The following is a 17,791-nucleotide window of genomic DNA, read 5'->3' as shown; positions in this document are numbered from 1 at the left end:
ATGAAATTGGCAACATTGAACAATGGCAAGCGCGATGGCGCTTTGGTGGTGGTGAGCCGGGATCTGACCCGGGCAGTGCGGGTGAGCGAGATTGCCCCGACCCTGCAGGCCGCCCTCGATGAGTGGGCCGAGGTCGCCCCCAGGCTTGAGGAAGTCTATCAGCAGCTTAACGAGGGCCACGTTGGTGAGGCGTTCCCCTTTGACGAAGCGTCTTGCCTCTCTCCGCTGCCGCGCGCCTATCAGTGGGCCGATGGCAGCGCCTACGTCAATCATGTGGAGCTGGTGCGCAAGGCGCGCGGCGCCGAGATGCCCGAGAGCTTCTGGCACGACCCGCTGATGTATCAGGGGGGCTCCGACAGTTTTCTCGCCCCCCGTGGGCCGATTGTCATGGGCTCGGAGGAGTGGGGGATCGATTTCGAGTCGGAGGTGGCCATCATCACCGACGACGTGCCGATGGGGGTGAGCGCCCAGGGGGCCGCCAGTCACGTCAAGCTGCTGATGCTGGTCAACGATGTGAGCCTGCGCAACCTCATTCCTGGCGAGCTGGCCAAGGGGTTTGGCTTCTTCCAGTCCAAGCCGTCGAGCGCCTTCTCGCCGGTGGCGATCACCCCGGACGAGCTGGACGATGACTGGCGCGATGGCAAGGTTATGCTGCCCCTGCGCACCCATCTGAATGGCGCTCTGTTTGGCGCACCTGATGCCGGGGTGGATATGACCTTCAGCTTCTTCGAACTGATTGCTCACGCCGCCAAGACCCGTCCCCTTGGCGCTGGCTGCATCATCGGCTCGGGCACCGTCTCCAACTACGATCGCAGCGCCGGTTCATCCTGCATCGCCGAGCGTCGCATGCTGGAAATTCTTGATTGTGATCAAGCTACAACCCCCTATTTGCAGTTTGGTGATAGAGTGTCGATCGCGATGGAAGATCGCTCTGGCCAAAACCTGTTTGGCACCATCTCTCAACAGGTGGTGCCAGCGAGCGGTCAGGGAGGATGATGGCCAGCGCCGGTTGGCGGCAACCCTATTCCGGATATGTTCGGATCACGACGAGCCCTCAACCTGTGCCGGATACACAAGGAGGCAGGTGGCGAGCACCTGCCGGGCTTCGGGCCCAGATAAAAAGCAGGGACAGATTATGTTGCAGTTGTTTGGCTATTGGCGTTCGTCGGCAAGTTTTCGGGTGCGGATCGTGTTGCAGCTCAAGGGGCTCACTTATGAGCAGCATCCAATCAATTTGCGGCAGGGGGAGCAGCGCGAGAAGGCCTATCGCCGGATCAACCCCCAGGGGCTGGTGCCGTTTCTGGTAGATGGCGATGTGCAGCTGGGCCAGTCTGTCGCCATCATGGAGTACCTCGACGAGACCTATCCCGCCTACTCCCTGATGCCCTCTGCCCCCGAGGCGCGTGCCAGGGTGCGCCAGATCGTCAACATGATCGCCTGCGACATTCACCCCCTCAACAATCTGCGGGTGCTCAACTATCTGGAAGAGTACGTCAGGGCTAACAAAGCACAGGAAGCGGACTGGTATCGCCACTGGATTGACGAGACCTTCACCGCGCTCGAACAGTTGTTGATGACCACCGCTGGGGTCTACTGCGTTGGCAACGAAGTGACCCTGGCCGACTGCATGCTGGTGCCCCAGGTCTACAACGCCCGCCGCTACGAAATGACCCTGGATGATTACCCCACCATCCGCCGTATTGTCGCCAACTGCGAGCAGTTGCAGGCCTTTATCAAGGCGGCCCCTGCCAGTCAGCCGGACGCGCAGTGACAATCTGACTTAATGAACATCGCGGGATGGCGTCAGCACGCCATCCCGCATGCCATCCCGCCTCATCTCTTCATTTCCCCCTATCTATGCGCCTTGCTCCTTTTTTGTTGACGCTCGAATGTCGCCAGGAATCCTGCGCTTGTCACACTTATCAATATTTTGCGTTGGTTTTGGCTGTCCGTTCGGTGTTTTGAGTTATTAATCACAAATATGTCAGTTGATTGGGCCTAGTATCGCCACGCCTGCGGAACAGGCGAAAGGGGCGATGCGAACAGGTCGCATATCAGGGGTTCCGAAGTCTCTGTCGACTGCCCACGATCTGTCCGCACCTCTCTTTTTCATGTTTACGGTTTGATGGCCTGCGCTGCCTGGCCCGTGTCACTGCGGTGATCCCTTGCTGCAGGAGCTGGTTGACTGGCGAGCCATCGTTCATTTGCAACACACTCTGTGCAACAAGGAGATATCATGCATTCCTTCAAAAAGTGCGTCGTCGCACTCTCCATCAATCTTGCCCTCTTCTCGTCGGCGTTCGCCTGCACCACCTTGCTGGTTGGCAGCGAGGCTAGCGCCGATGGCTCCATGATGGTGGCCCGCAGCGCCGACAGCGATGCCCTGAAAGCCCAGCATTTTGTGATCCATCCGGCCAAACAGGGGCAGAGCGGTGTTCACAGCTCCAAAGCCCATAATGGCGCCAATGATTTCAGTTACCCCTTGCCGAAAAACTCCCTGCGCTATACCACGGTGCCGAACTGGAAGACCCAGCTGCACGGCGCCACCGGGTTCAATGATAAGGGGGTAGGGGTGAGCGGCACCGAGTCGATTTTCGCTTCACCCGAAGCGCTCGCTGTTGACCCTTATGTGGAGGACAAGGGGATCACCGAAGACGACATTCCCGATGTGCTGCTGTCGCGCGCCACGTCCGCCCGCGAGGCGGTCGCCCTGCTGGGCAACATCATCGAGACAATCGGCGCGGGGGAGGGATTTGGCGTCGCCGTGGTGGATGATAACGAGCTCTGGTATCTGGAAACCGCCACCGGCCATCACTGGATGGCGCAGCGTCTGCCGAAAAATCACTATTTTGCCACCGGCAATCAGGGCCGCCTGCAGCAGTACGATCCGGCCAGTGCCGACATGATGGGGTCGAAAAATCTGATCGAGTTTGCCACCGAGAAGGGGCTCTACCATCCGCAAAAGGAGGGGGCATTCAACTTCTCGAAAGCCTATACCCGCGATGATGAGCGGGATCGCAGCTATAACGATCCGCGAGTCTGGACCATCCAGCAGATGTTCAACCCCTCGCTCAAGCAGGCGGTGGATGCCGGTCGCCAGTTTCCGGTCACCTTGAGCCCCGAGAAGAAGATGACGCTGGAGGAGGTCAAGGCGGTGCTGCGCAATCACTATGACGGCACCGAACACGATCCCTACAGCAAGGGGTTGAACGGTCAGGAGTCGTGGCGCCCCGTCAGTGTGTTCCGCACCTACGAGTCCCATGTGATGCAGGTGCGCCCCTGGATGCCGCGCGAAGTGGGGGAGGTGACCTATGTGGGCCTCGGCATGGCGGATTTGACCGCGTTCGTTCCCTACTACAGCGGTCTGGAAGCCTATCCGGCACACTATGCCATGGGCAGCGACAAGGCCGATAGCGACTCCATCTACTGGAAATATCGCAAGCTGCAGACTCTGGTGATGACCGATTACCCCAAATTGGCACCCATGGTGAAGCAGGCGTACCAGAGCTGGGAGGCGAAGATCGCCAAAGAGCAGAAAGAGATGGAAGCCAACTATCTGAAAACGGTCAAAACCGACAAGGCCGCCGCCAACAGCATGCTTAACGACTTCAATCTGCGGGTGATGCAGGAGGCCGAAACGCTGACCGACGATCTGACCAACCAGATCTTCACGGTGCGCACCCAGGATATTCAGGCCGATATCTTCTTCGCCAACAAGGCGAAAAAGGATTAACCGCGACGCACTCATCATGCCAAAGAGGGGCCCCGACGCTCAGCCTGAGCGGTCGCCAGGCTGAGCGGTTCCTCTGATCACTTTCCCACTATCGATGCCGGAGCCTGTGCTCCGGCATTTTTCCTCTATGACATCCCGCCAATGTGTCTGGCTGGGCAGTGGATTTCGCTACCCAATACGAAAGCAGAGACTTTCATTCAGGTTTTTATTTCGCCTTTCAGCATATCAGGCATGTGATCAGCTACCCATTTTTGGTTATCGGATGGCTTTTATGCAGCTTTTCTGTGTTATTTATCACTACCCATTGATTCGACTGTGATGGGCTCTCTCTATCCATCTCATTTTTTCTCGTTAATCCAAGGCGTTATCGCTTCATCAGACGGCTGTTTGCAGAAAAAGGCGGCGGCTTTCTGAATAAGGTGACCGCGCCGCCGGATCTCGTCACTGCATCATATCCGTCACGACTCACAGGACTACCGCAATGCATATTGTCGACAGATTTTTGGGATACACCGCCATCAATACCACCACCAACCGTGAAGCGGGCGCCGCCGGGGTAATGCCCTCCTCCCCGGGCCAGCGGGTGCTGGCTGACAAGGTAGCGCAGGAGCTGATCGCCCTGGGGCTGACCGTGGAGGTGGCGGATAACGCCATCCTGACCGCCACCCTGCCCGCCAATGTGGCGGGGGCTCTGCCCACCGTGGCGTTTTTTGCCCATCTCGATACCAGTGCCGAACACACCGCTGATACCCATGCCCAGGTGGTGAGCTATGAAGGGGGGGATATCTGCCTCAATGCCGAGCAGCAGATTACCCTGCGCCAGAGCGAGTTCCCGGAGCTTGCCAATTACGCCGGTGATCAGATCATCGTGACCGATGGCACCAGTCTGCTGGGGGCCGATGACAAGGCAGCCATCGCCGCCATCGTCAATGCCGTGGCCTACCTGCAGGCGCACCCTGAGATCCCCCATGGCACCATCAAAATTGGTCTGGTGCCTGATGAGGAGCAGGGGCTGCGGGGAGCCAAGGCGTTTGATACCGACCGCTTTGGCGCCGACTTTGCCTACACCCTCGACTGCTGCGGCATTGGCGAGCTGGTCTATGAGAACTGGAATGCGGGGGATGCGGAGTTTGTCTTTCACGGCGCCTCGGCGCACCCCATGTCGGCCAAGGGCAAGCTGAAGAACTCCCTGCTGATGGCCCACAAGTTCATCGCCATGCTGCCAGGGGGCGAAGCGCCGGAATATACCGAAGGGCGTGAGGGCTACTACTGGGTCAAGCAGATGCAGGGCAACAGCGCCAACACAGTGCTCAAGCTGGATGTGCGCGACTTCACCGAGCAGGGGTATCAGCAGCGCATGACCCTGCTCGACACCCTCGGCAAGAGCTGTCAGGCCCTGTGGGGTGAGCAGAGCGTGAGTTACAGTTTGAGCGATCGCTACAGCAATGTATTCAACAGCCTGCAGGGGGAGAACCGCTATCCCATCGAGCTGGCGCTGGCCGCCTACGAGACGCTGGGGATCACTCCCAAGCCCATCCCGATGCGCGGCGGTTATGACGGCGCCGTGCTCTCCCAGAAAGGGTTGCCCTGCCCGAACCTCTTCACCGGTGCCCACAACTTCCACTCCATCTACGAGTACCTGCCGGTCAAATCTCTGGAAGCGGCCAGTGCCGTGGTGATCGAAGTTATCAAGCTCACCCACGCCCGTTTTAGCCGCTAAGGAGTCGTCATGTTTCAGGTAGTTATTGCAGTGCTGGTCATCGTTCTGGTGGCCAGATTGATCCTGAAGGGCTATCGGGCTGAGCCGGTGCTGTTTGCCGCCGGTCTGGTGCTGATGGTAGCAAGCCAGCTGGCAGGGTGGGGGAGCGTATTGCCCAAAGGGGTCGAGAGCACCGGGCTTGCCCTGTTCGATCCCTTCGAGGTGATGCGGGATCTCTTCAGCTCGCGGGCAGCGGATCTGGGCCTGATGATCATGGCGCTGATGGGCTTTGCCCACTACATGGATCATATCGGTGCCAATGATGCGGTGGTGCGGATTGCCATCCATCCCCTGCGCCGGTTGCGTTCTCCCTATGTGTTGCTCTTCTTCTCCTATCTGCTGGCCAGCGCGCTGCAACTGGCGATCCCCTCGGCGACCGGTCTGGCGGTGCTGTTGATGGCGACCCTCTTCCCCATCATGGTGGGGCTGGGGCTCTCTGCCGCTTCGTCGGCCGGGGTGATTGCCACCTCCCTCGGGGTGGCCTATACCCCGACCGCCATCGATGCCATTCGGGCGACCGAGGCAGTGGGCATGGGCCATAACGTGATCGAGTATGTCTACACCTATCAGGGCCCCGCTGCGCTGGCGACCGTGCTGGTGGTGGGCTTGATGCACGTATTCTGGCAGCGTCGCTGCGATCGGCTCGATGGGCACCAGCATCAGGGTGCCGCAGCGGTGGACGAGTCGGCGAAAGAGGGCGGTGTACCGGGCTTTTATGCCATCTTGCCGATGCTGCCCATCATCATGGCGGTGGGGTTCTCCTCCCTGTTTGTGGATCACATTAAGCTCAACGTCATCACCATCGTCATGATCTCGATGTTTATCAGCATGGTGGTGGAGGCAGCCAGAACCCGTGACATGAAGCAGGTGTGCGGTGGTTTCAGCCACTTCCTCAATGGCATGGGGTCAGCGTTCAGCAACGTGGTGGGGTTGCTGGTGGCGGCGGGGATCTTTGCCCACGGCATCAAGGTGTTGGGGGTAATCGATATCATGATTGTCGGCGCCGAGCATGTGGGGCTGCCTGCATTTGCCATGGCCATCGTCTTCGCGCTGGTGACCCTGGCGGCCGCCATCATCATGGGCTCCGGCAATGCGCCCTTCCTCGCCTTTGTCGAGCTGATCCCGCAGATTGCGGCCAGCATGGGGGTCAACACAGCCGCCATGATCCTGCCGATGCAGCAGGCCTCCCACATGGGGCGCGCCATGTCGCCAGTTTCCGGGGTGATTATCGCCGTCGCCAGCGGTGCCAAGCTGACGCCGTTTGCGGTGATCAAGCGTACCTCTGTGCCGCTGATGGCGGGCTTTGTCTTCCATACCCTGATCGTGGGGATCTTCTATCTGTAACGATTGATAGTGTGCACATGACGAAAAGCCTTCACGAAAGTGAAGGCTTTTTTTTGTCTAACGGTTTCGATAACGGTTGAGCCTGCTTGGCTAAAAACGGTACTCGATATGGAGGGTATGGCTGTCGAGCCCCGGGTTCTTGTCATACATATAGGCGTTGGACATGTGCTCATACTGATAGCCGACCAGCCAATTTTTGGTGATGGCGTAACCGAGGCCGATACCCAGTGTGAACTGGAAGGGGCCGCCGTAATCCTTGTAGCCGTGGCCGCGAGTGCCAAATTGATGCTGATCGAGCCAGACCATTTCGCCGGGGAGCCAGGTCACCCAGTTACCCCATTGGCATTCAATACGGGCTCCACCTCCCAGTCTGGCGGTCTCTTCATCTTCTACCTTGAGGGTACCGCCACGTACCCCCAGCCCAAATTGGCAGCCTGAGTCCCCCCAACGCCAAAACATATGGTGGAACTTGGCGTCGGCGATTTTAATATCGAGCTTTTCATTGCTGAAGGCGTTGCCAAGCTGCAGCACCACTATATTGTCGTTGGCCATCACAGCCGGGCTGGTAAGCAATGCTGCCAGCAGGCCAATCCTTGAAAGAGTGTTAGCGTCCATGCCCCCTCCCGATCCTTGTTGTCATCGTGGTGATCCTGTTGATCACCCTTCAGGCATAGTCAATCGAAGCACACCCTGTCAATGAATGGTCATCAGGTAAAAAAATTAAATATTTATGAAAAATCAACTATCTGCGTGGTCTGATGTGGTTTGGCGGGCGGGGATATGAAAAAGCCCTTCACCATGGTGAAGGGCTTTTTGCTATCTGGCGTTATCCGCTCGGGTTGCCCCGTTCGGGCTTAGTAGCCTTGCTGGTGAACGTCCATCACGGCGCGGCCGGACGGGTCAGCCATCTCCTTGAACTTGGCATCCCACTCCAGCGCGGTGGGGGTGGAGCAGGCGACCGACTTGCCATAGGGCACGGTGCGGGCGGCGGCTTCCAGCGGGAAGTGCTCGTCGAAGATGGCGCGATAAAAATAGGCCTCTTTAGTGAGCGGGGTGTTGATGGGGAAGCGGAATGCGGCCGCCTCGAACATCTGATCCGTCACTTCGGTCTCGACCATCGCCTTCAGGCTGTCGATCCACGAATAACCTACGCCGTCGGAGAACTGCTCCTTCTGGCGCCACGCCACTTCGTGGGGCAACAGCTCCTCGAACGCTTCGCGCAGTATGTGCTTCTCGATCTTGCCCTTGCCACACATCTTGTCGGCGGGTTGCAGGCGCATCGCCACGTCCATGAACTCCTTGTCGAGGAAGGGCACACGACCTTCCACGCCCCAAGCGGCCATCGACTTGTTGGCACGCAGGCAGTCATAGAGGTGCAAAGAGGCGAGCTTGCGCACGTTCTCTTCGTGGAACTCTTTAGCGTTGGGGGCCTTGTGGAAGTAGAGGTAGCCACCGAACAGCTCGTCAGAGCCTTCGCCGGAGAGCACCATCTTGATCCCCATCGCCTTGATGTAACGGGCCATCAGATACATCGGGGTGGAGGCGCGGATAGTGGTGACGTCATAGGTCTCGAGGTGATAGATGACGTCGCGCAGGGCATCCAGACCCTCTTGCACGGTGAAGTGGATCTGGTGGTGGATGGTGCCCAGATGGTCGGCCACCTTGCGGGCAGCGGCGAGATCCGGCGAGCCTTCGAGGCCAACGGCGAAGGAGTGCAGCTGCGGCCACCAGGCTTCGCTGTTGCCATCGTCTTCCACCCGACGGGCGGCGTAGATCTTGGTGATGGCGGAGATCACCGACGAATCCAGCCCACCGGAGAGCAGCACGCCATAAGGGACGTCGCACATCAGCTGGCGTCTGACTGCCGCTTCCAGCGCCGCTTTCAGTTCGGCCTTGTCACTGACGTTGTGCTCGACTGCGCCGTACTCCATCCAGTCACGCTGGTACCACTGTTTGAGCTCGCCATCCTTGCTCCACAGGTAGTGTCCCGGCGGGAAGGTTTCGACGCTCTTGCAGACCGGCACCAGCGCCTTCATCTCGGAGGCGACATAGAAGTTGCCGTGTTCGTCGCGACCGGTATAGAGGGGGATGATCCCCATATGGTCACGACCAATCAGGTAGGCATCCTGCTCGGCGTCATAGAGGATAAAGGCGAAGATACCGTTGAGATCGTCTAGAAACGCCGGGCCCTTCTCCTTGTAGAGGGCCAGCAGCACTTCACAGTCGGATTTGGTCTGAAACTGGAAGTCGACCTTGAGGTTCTTCTCCAGCTCTTTGTGGTTGTAGATCTCGCCGTTGACGGCCAATACGTGAGTGCGCTCGGGGTTGTAGAGCGGCTGGGCGCCATTGCCCGGATCGACGATGGCCAGGCGCTCGTGCACCAGAATGGCTTTGTCGGAGCTGTAGACGCCGGACCAGTCAGGCCCGCGGTGACGCAGTCGCTTGGACATCTCCAGCGCCGATTTGCGCAATAGAGCCGGGTCGGTTTTGATGTCCAGAATGCCGAAAATAGAACACATTGGCGGTAATCCTCTTGATTTTTATATGAGCCCCCCACGTCCGGGCTCGAAATTCCATTTACATTCCTCGTCAGACACAATGCCTAGCGGAAAAACCTTTTGCAAGCGGGAAAACCGCAGAAAATCATGCCGTAAGCGTCAAGCAGATCAACAGGATAAGGGCTGCTGCGACGGGGCAGGGTGACGTGAACGTCAAGCCGAGGCGGGTTCGAAGATCACATAAACCTTGCGGCAGGGGGTGAGGGTCTCCCACTCGCCGACAAAGCCGGCGGGAATCACGAATTGATCCCCCGGTTTGAGGGCCAGCTGGCCGCCCTGACGGTCGTGGATCACCACATCCCCTTCCAGCAGCTGGCAATACTCGTGTTCGGTGTAGTGGATGGCCCAGCGGCCCGGCTCGCAAGCCCAGAAGCCCACATGAAACTGCTGGCTGGGGTCGGAGTAGTGATTCCAGATATTTTGCGTCGGGTTGCCCGCCCTGATGCGCTCGGGGGCGGGCATCAGCTGGGTAGGGGCCGCCTCGTGGCGGTCGAGCAGGATCCAGTCGTTGAGGGTCTTCATGGTGCCTCCCTGGCAATGAGATATAAAAGCGGGGCCATCCCGGCCCCACGTTCGTTTTATTAAACGAGGTTGTGCATAACTTAAACGATGCACATCTCCTTGCCAAGCCCCCGATGCCAGTGCTCAGCGCGGCTGCAAGCGGCGGATCACATGGCGGGCAAAGCCGCTGCCCGCTTCGTTGTAGACGTTGAACACCGCATCCACCCCCTGCTCCTGCAGGGAGGCGATATCATCCTCGAAGCGGACGATGGCGGCGATCTTGCCGCTGAATCCGTGGCTGCGCAGCTTCTCGATGGCGTAGAGATTACCCGAGTGGTGGGGCATCGCCAGCAGCACCAGATTGACCTGATTGGAGAGCAGCACCTTGTCCCAGAAGTCGGTATCGGTGGCATCCCCTTCGATGACGTTCATCCCCTGTTCGCGCAGGGTGGGCAGCTTCTCGCTGTCGTTTTCCACCCCGAGGATGACGTTGCCGTATTTGTTCTCCAGCTCGAAGTAGGCCCCCTGACCAATCCGCCCCATGCCGAGGATGATCACCTCCGCATCGCCAAGCTCGATGGGCCTGTCTTCCGGATGGAGGTTGCTCGCCTGCAATCCCCGCAGCCAGTGGCCGATGCGGTGGTAAATGCGCTCGCTCTGGGCATTGAGCGGGGCCGAGATCATAAAGCTCGCCGCCAGTGCCAGCGAGACCGCCACCAGCCACTCGTGGGAGATCCAGCCCGCCTTGGCAGCGATGGCGGCAACGATCAGGCCAAACTCCGAGAAGTTGCTGAGCGCCAGGGTAGAGAGCAGGGCAGTACGCACCCGCAGGTGGGCGCCGCTATAGACCAGATAGTAGAGGGCGCTTTTGAGCGGCAGGGCCAGCACCAGCGCCAGTGCCAGCAACATGGTGTCGTGGGTCGGCAGGCCGTTGAGACCGATGGTGAGAAAGAAGCAGACCAGAAAGAGGTCTTTGAGGTTAAACAGCGCCTTGGCCAATCCCGCTGCCGCCGGATGGGAGGCGAGCAGCATGCCGACGATCAGCGCCCCGAGATCCGGCTTGAGCCCGACCACTTCAAAACCGGCGGCCCCGACGACCAGCGCCAGAAACACCCCGAACAGTACCTGCAACTCACCGTGACCAGCCCGCTCCAGCAGTTTGAACAGCAGCGGGCGCAGCAGCGGCAGTCCCAGCACCCAGAGCGCCCAGATGCTGGGCCACTTGCCGCTGGAAAACGCCAGAAAGGCCACGGCGAACACGTCTTGCATGACCAGCACCCCGATGGCGATGCGGGCGTAGAGGGCGTTCATGTCGCTGCGATCTTCCAATACCTTGACCGCAAAGACGGTGCTGGAGAAGGAGAGGGCAAAGCCCAGCAGCAGCGCCAGCTTCCAGTCCAGCGACAGGGCGAGATGGAGCCCCAGTCCCTTGCAGACCAGCAGCACCACGGTAAACAGCAGGGTGGAGAGCAGCAGGTGCAGGCTGGTGGTGCCCCACACATCGCGTCGCATCAGGGTCTTGATATTGAGCTTGAGGCCGATGGTGAACAGCAGCAGGGTGACGCCGAGATCGGCCACCTCGCTCAGGGCGGGGGTATTTTCATATCCCATGCCGTTGAGGATAAAACCGGCGGCCAGAAAGCCGAGCAGAGGGGGCAGGCCAATCAGATTGACCAGCATGCCGCAGCCAAAGGCCACGGCGATCAGAATGGGTTCCATAACAGATCCTGCAAGGGCAGGAGAGACCTGCCCTGTTTAACGCTTGGGTTGCGATTAGACGATATCGATGTCGACCACGGAGTCGAAAATATGGTTCGGCCTGAACGGCATGCGGTCGATATCCGCCACCTTGCTCACCCCGGAGAGCACCAGCACCGTCTCGAGACCGGCCTGAAAGCCCGCCAGAATGTCGGTGCGCAGGTTGTCGCCGATGATGATGGTGTCGTCGGAGTGGGCCTCCATCCGGTTCAGTGCCGCACGGATGATCCAGGCGCTCGGTTTGCCGACATAAAACGGCTTCTTGCCGGTCATCCGCTCGATGGGGGCGCACAGGGCGCCGCAGGCCGGGTGCATCATGGGGCCGTGGGTATCCGGGTTGGTGGCGATAAAGCGGGCCCCCTGATCGACGAACTTGGCGCCCAGCTGCATCATGGTCCAGTTGTAGTTGCGGGTTTCGCCCACCACCACGAAGTCGGGGTCGATGTCGGTGATGGTGAAACCGGCCTTGTAGAGCTCGTGGGTCAGCGCCCCTTCACCGATCACATAGGCCTTCTTGCCATCCTGGCGCTTGAGGAAGTCGGCGGTGCCCATGGCGGAGGTGTAGAAGCTCTCCTCCGGTACTTCGATCCCGGCGGAGCGGAAGCGGTTTTGCAGATCTTTCTGGGTCTGGGCCGGGTAGTTGGTGAGGAACAGCAGCTTGCTACCCTGCTCCAGCAGGCGGTGGACGAAACGGTCGGCACCGGGGATGAGATCGTTGTTGTGCAGGATGACACCGTCGATATCGCAGATGACGTTCTTCTTCATGAAAACTCCTTGTCAGGGCGCAGGCGAGCCGCCAATCGTTAAGATGTTCAATCATTTATGATTTTTGTGACGCCATTATAAGTCTGTTTGATGACAAGTCTCCCCTGTCTCGCCACTTGGGTGCACAATAAAGCTGCCGTCGGGTCAGTCTGGTGGAGGGGCTGACGCCGGATCACTTTGCTGATGGAGCCGTCGCTATGGACACCCCAATTCCCAAGCCAGTCACAACCGAACACCTCACCGCCGCGCAATTTATCGCCGGACTGCCGAAACTGGAGCTGCACCTGCATATCGAGGGCAGCCTCGAACCTGAACTGATGTTTGAGCTGGGCCACCGCAACGGTGTGCCACTACCCTGGCCCGACGTGGCGAGCGTGCGCGCCGCCTATGACTTTGACTGCCTGCAATCCTTTCTCGACCTCTACTATCGCGGCGCCAGCGTGCTGGTGACCGAGCAGGACTTCTTCGACCTCACCTGGGCCTATCTTGAGCGCTGCGCCGCCGACAAGGTGGTGCATGTGGAGATCTTCTTCGACCCGCAGACCCACACCGCCCGCGGCGTCTCTTTTGCCACTGTGCTCGGCGGCATCGAGCGGGCGCTGCAGACCGGGGAGAAGGAGTTTGGCATCAGCTGGCGGCTGATCATGAGCTTCTTGCGCCACCTCAGTGAGGAGGAGGCCTTTGCTACCTTGGCAGAGGCGGAGCCGTTTCTCGCCCGTATTCACGGCATTGGCCTCGATTCGGGGGAGCAGGGCAATCCGCCCAGCAAGTTTGCCCGGGTCTTTGCCCGCTGCCGCGAGTTGGGGCTGCCGGTGGTGGCCCACGCCGGTGAAGAGGGGCCTGCCGACTACATCTGGCAGGCGATCAACGAGCTGCAGGTATGCCGTATCGATCACGGGGTACGCTCGGCTGATGATCCTGAATTGCTGCGTTATCTGGCCGATACCCGGTTGCCCCTCACCGTCTGCCCCCTCTCCAACACCCGACTCAAGGTGTTTGGCAATATGGCCAAGCACAATGTGTTGCGGTTGCTGGAGCAGGGGCTCTGCGTCACCATCAACTCGGACGATCCCGCCTACTTCGGCGGCTACATGGGGGCCAACTTTGTGGCGCTGGCCGATGGCCTCGGTGCGACCATGAGTCAGCTCTGCCGCTTGTCGCTCAATGCCGTTGAGGCGAGCTGGCTCTCTCTGGCCGACAAGGCGCGGCTGACCCGGGAGATCCGCAGTTATGCCGAGATCCACGGAGTGATCCTGCACTGAGTCAGGTGCTAATGAAGTCGAGATGACATGCAGTAGATATAAAGAGAGGCCCGCCATCACTGGCGGGCCTCTCTCGTTTCAATGGCAGGTGTTGCTGCCGGGGGAAGGTAGCGTTACGCCACTCGCACCAGAAACTTCTCGCCCTGTCCTTCACGCTTGAAGCGGTCGAGCAGGGTCGGCAGCTCCTCGAAATTGCCGACCACCAGCGGCGGCAGGGTCAGCTCGCCGCTCGCCATCTGCGCCATCATGGCGACACCGGCAGCCACCAGTCGGCTCCATTGCTTGTCGGTGCCAAAGGCATGTTGAGCGCCCAGCGCAATCTCGTGTAATGAGAGGCAGTGGGCAAAGGCGGGTTGCGGATTGTGGGGGATGCGCCCGAGCACAGTCACCATATGGCCGTAGTAGCCAAGGGCAGGCAACAAGCTTTCTGCCTGCTGGCTGGAGACCAGATCGATGATCCCCTCGAACGGCTCGTTACCGTTGGCTGCCTGCAAGATGGCCAGCCACTCCGGATCCCGATAATCGGCCACCCCCTGCACGCCTATCTGTTTGAGCCACTGATGGTGGCGTGGGCTGGCGCTGGCAAATAGCCGCGCTCCCTGCTTGAGGGCCAGTTGCACCGCAAAGCGGCCAACACTGCTGCCTGCGCCGGTGATGAGCAGTGCTTCCCCGTGCAGGCGTGGCAGCTTGGCCAGCGCCTGCCAGGCGGTGAGGCCGGGACAGGGCAGGGCGGCGGCCGCCTCATCACTCAGGGCATCGGGCACCGGCAGCAGGGCGCGAGCCGGTACCCGGGTGTGGCGGGCAAAGCTGCCGTGGTGGCGCAGATCGGTGTGGTAGGCGACCCGGGCGCCGAGGCGCAGATGGCTGACGTTGGCACCGAGTTCCACGATAGTGCCCATGCCATCGACGCCGGGCACCTGACCGTCCTGCCAGTTGCCATGACCATATTCGATCAGCTTCCAGTCCACCGGGTTGAAGGCGATGACCCGGTTAGCCACCAGCACCTCATCGGGGGCGAGCGGCGAGAGCGGCAGGTCGGCGAGGGTAAGCTGGGTCGGTTCACCGGGGGCGTGCCAGCACCAGGCTTGGGTGTGATTCATGAGGACTCCTTGCGAAACAGTGGGAGAGCTTAACGAGATGATTGCAACAGTAAGACAGTCATAACTATCACTGTTGCGAGTGCGCAACAAGACAGCAGGCCCCAACCTGTGGGGCCTGCTTAAGTGGCCTGCTGGCCATTGGCAATCAGCGGCTGGTGGTTGCGTCATCGGCCTGATAGACGGGGTAGTCGGTCAGCCCCTTCCCGCCGCCGCCAAACAGGGTGGCCGGATCGTGGGGGGCCAGCGGATAGCCGTGGCGCAGCCGGTTCGGCAGATCCGGGTTGGCGACGAAGGGGCGGCCAAAGCCAATCATGTCGGCCCAGCCCGCTTCGAGGGCGGCGCGCGCGCGATCACCATCATATTTACCGGCATAGATCAGGGTGTTGGGGAAGGCATCCCGCAGACCCTGCTTGAAGTTCTCCGGCATCAGGGGGGCATCGTCCCAGTCCGCTTCGGCAATGTGCAGGTAGGTGACATTGAGCTGGCCCAGCAGGCGGGCAGCCGCCAGATAGGTCTGCTGCGGGTTGGCATCGACGGTGCCGTTGAGGGTGGTGAGCGGCGCAAGACGCACCCCAACCCGATCGGCACCAATCTCGGCACTGACTGCCTCAGTCACCTCTTTGAGGAAGCGCAGCCGATTCTCCAGCGAACCGCCGTAACTGTCGGTGCGGGCGTTGGATTCGGAGTCGAGGAACTGGTTGATGAGATAACCGTTGGCGGCGTGCAGCTCAATGCCGTCAAAACCGGCGCTGATGGCGTTGCGGGCCGCTTGGCGGAACTGGCCGATCACCTGCTCGATATCGCTCTGGGTCATGGCGCGCGGGGTGACGGTCTCGACAAAACCCGGCGCATTGCTGCCGTTATCGACGAACACCTTGACCCCCACGGCAGCAATGGCTGACGAAGAGATAGGCTGGGCACCGCCGATGTTGTCGGGGTGGGTGACCCGGCCGACGTGCCAGAGCTGGGCGAAGATGGTGCCGCCCTTGGCGTGCACGGCATCGGTCACCCCCTTCCAGCCGGCGATCTGCTCGGCGCTGTAGATCCCCGGCGTCCAGGCGTAGCCCTTGCCCATGGGGTCGATTTGGGTGCCTTCGCTGATGATCAGGCCCGCGTCGGCGCGCTGGGCGTAGTAGCTCGCCATCATGGCGTTGGCCATGTCACCGGGCTGACTGGCACGGGAGCGGGTCATGGGGGGCATGACGATGCGGTTGGCAAGGTGTAGCTGGCCGAGGCGCAGCGGGCAGAACAGGTGATCGTGGCTCATCTTGAGTTCCTCATGGTGGGAGTGACGCCACTCTATGCCTGCATCTTGTTGTGAAAAAGAGGGGTAATTGCATAATTGAATTGCGAAAAATGCAGCAATCAGACCAACCGGCCGTTAAATAGGGGCGGCTATCTATTTCGTGCCGGATCCAGAGGCAAAAAAAGAGGGCCGTGTGGCCCTCTTGTCATGACGGTGGGCAGCTTACACTGCCTGCGGGATCACCCGCACCCGCTCGATGCGCCGCTCGCTCACCTCGACGACCTCGAAGCTGAGCTGCTGCAGTCGCAACTGCTGGCCCGTGCTGGGCAGGATGCCAAAGTGGGAAAGCAGCATGCCCGCCAGGGTCACATACTCGTCGTTGTCACTTACCAGACCCTCGTGCTCCAGTACCTGCTCCACATGGTGGATGTTGGTACTGCCGTTGATCAGCCACCCTTCGCCATCGCGCACGATATCCGGGGTTTCGTCCTCGTCCGGCAACTCGCCGACGATGGCCTCCAGCAGATCGTGGGTGGTGACCAGCCCCTGGATCACGCCAAACTCGTCGGAGACCAGAATAAGGCTTCCCTTGGCTTTGCGCAGCTCCGCCAACAGACGGATCACGTTGATGGTTTGCGGCACGATAATGGGGTCGTTCTGCTTTGCCAGTTCGCTCAAGGATTGCCCTTCATTCAAGGCAAACAGCAGATCGCGCGCCTTGACCACTCCGATCACCTCGTCCAGATCCCCGTCACAGATAGGGAACAGGCTGTGGGGCTCGCGCTGCAACAGGGCGCGGATCTCGTCGCTGGAGTCGTTGATATCGATCCAGGCCATCTCCGAGCGCGGGGTCATGATGGTGCGAATGGAGCGCTCGGCCAGCGACAGTACGCCGGTCACCATATAGCGCTCCTCCTCGCCAAAGCTCACCGGCGCTACGGCCGGGGCATCCAGATCGTCATCCGGCTGATCCTGATAGGCCTTGCTGCCCATCAATTTAAAGATGGCGGCAGTGGTGCGCTCGCGCAGGGGCTGTTTGGATTCGTGACGCATGGCGCTGCGCTGGGCCAGCTGGTTGAAAAACTCGATCAGCACCGAGAAGCCGATGGCTGCGTAGAGGTAGCCTTTCGGAATATGGAAGCCGAATCCTTCCGCCACCAGGCTGAAGCCGATCATCAGCAGGAAGCTCAGACAGAGCACCACCACGGTGGGGTGGGCGTTGACGAAACGGGTCAGCGGCTTGGAGGCGAGCACCATCACCACCATGGCGATAGTCACGGCGGCCATCATGACGCCAAGGTGTTCCACCATGCCGACGGCGGTGATGATGGAGTCGAGCGAGAAGACCGCATCCAGCACCAGAATTTGGGCGATCACCACGCCGAAGCTGGCGTAGGCGCCGACCGGGCCGTCATCCTGGGGTTTGGCTTCCAGCCGTTCATGCAGCTCGGAGGTAGCCTTGAACAGCAGGAACAGGCCGCCCCCCATCAGGATCAGGTCTCGACCGGAGAAGGGGTGATCCCACAGGTGCAAAATCGGGGTGGTCAGGGTGACCAGCCATGACATGATACTCAAGAGCCCAAGTCGCATCAGCAGGGCCAGCGACAGGCCGATGACGCGTGCCTTGTCCCGCTGGGCGGGGGGCAGTTTTTTCACCAGGATGGCGATAAAGACCAGGTTGTCGATCCCGAGCACGATTTCCAGAATGATCAGGGTAAACAGACCGATCCAGATATGGGGATCCAGCAGCAATTCCATTGTGACG

At 60.1% G+C, this 17,791-nt stretch carries 14 protein-coding genes; 6 read left to right on the top strand and 8 right to left on the bottom strand.

All coding sequences use genetic code 11. From position 1 onward, the window contains the following. The 5 genes from BN4575_RS17090 (at position 1) to dcuC (ending at position 6,836) form a co-directional block, all read left to right on the top strand. Positions 1-996 carry a fumarylacetoacetate hydrolase family protein gene (locus tag BN4575_RS17090; protein ID WP_068979107.1) on the top strand — a complete coding sequence of 332 codons (996 nt, stop codon included), beginning with the start codon at positions 1-3 and terminating at the stop codon, positions 994-996. Between the two features lie 139 nt (positions 997-1,135). Continuing rightward, complete coding sequence (gene maiA, locus BN4575_RS17085; RefSeq protein ID WP_068979106.1) at positions 1,136-1,771, top strand: maleylacetoacetate isomerase; 636 nt, start codon at positions 1,136-1,138, stop codon at positions 1,769-1,771. A gap of 465 nt (positions 1,772-2,236) precedes the next feature. Then, a complete protein-coding gene (locus tag BN4575_RS17080; RefSeq protein WP_068979105.1) occupies positions 2,237-3,733 on the top strand; it encodes a C69 family dipeptidase in 1,497 nt (498 codons plus the stop codon). A gap of 481 nt (positions 3,734-4,214) precedes the next feature. After that, positions 4,215-5,453, top strand: coding sequence for a peptidase T (gene pepT / locus BN4575_RS17075; protein ID WP_068979104.1), 1,239 nt, complete (start codon positions 4,215-4,217; stop codon positions 5,451-5,453). Between the two features lie 9 nt (positions 5,454-5,462). Beyond that, positions 5,463-6,836, top strand: a complete 1,374-nt coding sequence (dcuC, locus tag BN4575_RS17070; protein WP_068979103.1) for a C4-dicarboxylate transporter DcuC — start codon at positions 5,463-5,465, stop codon at positions 6,834-6,836. A gap of 90 nt (positions 6,837-6,926) precedes the next feature. Here the strand turns inward: dcuC and BN4575_RS17065 are convergent, their stop codons facing one another. From BN4575_RS17065 to BN4575_RS17045, 5 genes are all read right to left on the bottom strand, one after another. Next, complete coding sequence (locus BN4575_RS17065; RefSeq protein ID WP_042022345.1) at positions 6,927-7,451, bottom strand: acyloxyacyl hydrolase; 525 nt, start codon at positions 7,449-7,451, stop codon at positions 6,927-6,929. A gap of 239 nt (positions 7,452-7,690) precedes the next feature. Next, positions 7,691-9,355: an asparagine synthase B gene (gene asnB / locus BN4575_RS17060; RefSeq protein ID WP_068979102.1), complete on the bottom strand. Its 1,665-nt coding sequence runs from the start codon at positions 9,353-9,355 to the stop codon at positions 7,691-7,693. A 192-nt stretch (positions 9,356-9,547) separates the two neighbouring features. Further along, the gene (locus BN4575_RS17055; RefSeq protein ID WP_068979101.1) at positions 9,548-9,916 is read right to left on the bottom strand and encodes a cupin domain-containing protein; all 369 of its coding nucleotides are present in this window, start codon (positions 9,914-9,916) and stop codon (positions 9,548-9,550) included. A gap of 123 nt (positions 9,917-10,039) precedes the next feature. Next, positions 10,040-11,614 carry a cation:proton antiporter family protein gene (locus BN4575_RS17050; protein ID WP_042022352.1) on the bottom strand — a complete coding sequence of 525 codons (1,575 nt, stop codon included), beginning with the start codon at positions 11,612-11,614 and terminating at the stop codon, positions 10,040-10,042. Positions 11,615-11,668: 54 nt separating this feature from the next. Further along, a complete protein-coding gene (locus BN4575_RS17045; protein WP_068979100.1) occupies positions 11,669-12,418 on the bottom strand; it encodes an HAD-IIA family hydrolase in 750 nt (249 codons plus the stop codon). Positions 12,419-12,615: 197 nt separating this feature from the next. On the opposite strand from BN4575_RS17045, the gene BN4575_RS17040 reads away from it, so the two are divergent. Then, positions 12,616-13,680 carry an adenosine deaminase gene (locus tag BN4575_RS17040; RefSeq protein ID WP_068979099.1) on the top strand — a complete coding sequence of 355 codons (1,065 nt, stop codon included), beginning with the start codon at positions 12,616-12,618 and terminating at the stop codon, positions 13,678-13,680. A 113-nt stretch (positions 13,681-13,793) separates the two neighbouring features. Here the strand turns inward: BN4575_RS17040 and BN4575_RS17035 are convergent, their stop codons facing one another. The 3 genes from BN4575_RS17035 to BN4575_RS17025 form a co-directional block, all read right to left on the bottom strand. Further along, the gene (locus BN4575_RS17035; RefSeq protein ID WP_068979098.1) at positions 13,794-14,780 is read right to left on the bottom strand and encodes a zinc-binding dehydrogenase; all 987 of its coding nucleotides are present in this window, start codon (positions 14,778-14,780) and stop codon (positions 13,794-13,796) included. A 145-nt stretch (positions 14,781-14,925) separates the two neighbouring features. Further along, positions 14,926-16,047 carry an alkene reductase gene (locus tag BN4575_RS17030; RefSeq protein ID WP_068979097.1) on the bottom strand — a complete coding sequence of 374 codons (1,122 nt, stop codon included), beginning with the start codon at positions 16,045-16,047 and terminating at the stop codon, positions 14,926-14,928. 201 nt (positions 16,048-16,248) lie between these two features. Further along, entirely contained in the window at positions 16,249-17,784 is a 1,536-nt protein-coding gene (locus tag BN4575_RS17025) for a TerC family protein (RefSeq protein ID WP_068979096.1), read from the bottom strand. Positions 17,785-17,791 lie beyond the last annotated feature (7 nt).

It is taken from the genome of Aeromonas sp. EERV15, assembly GCF_900079845.1.
Taxonomy (GTDB): Bacteria; Pseudomonadota; Gammaproteobacteria; order Enterobacterales; family Aeromonadaceae; genus Aeromonas; species Aeromonas sobria.
Note: the sequence above shows the minus strand (reverse complement) of the source record. Positions and strands in the feature narration are given on the sequence as shown.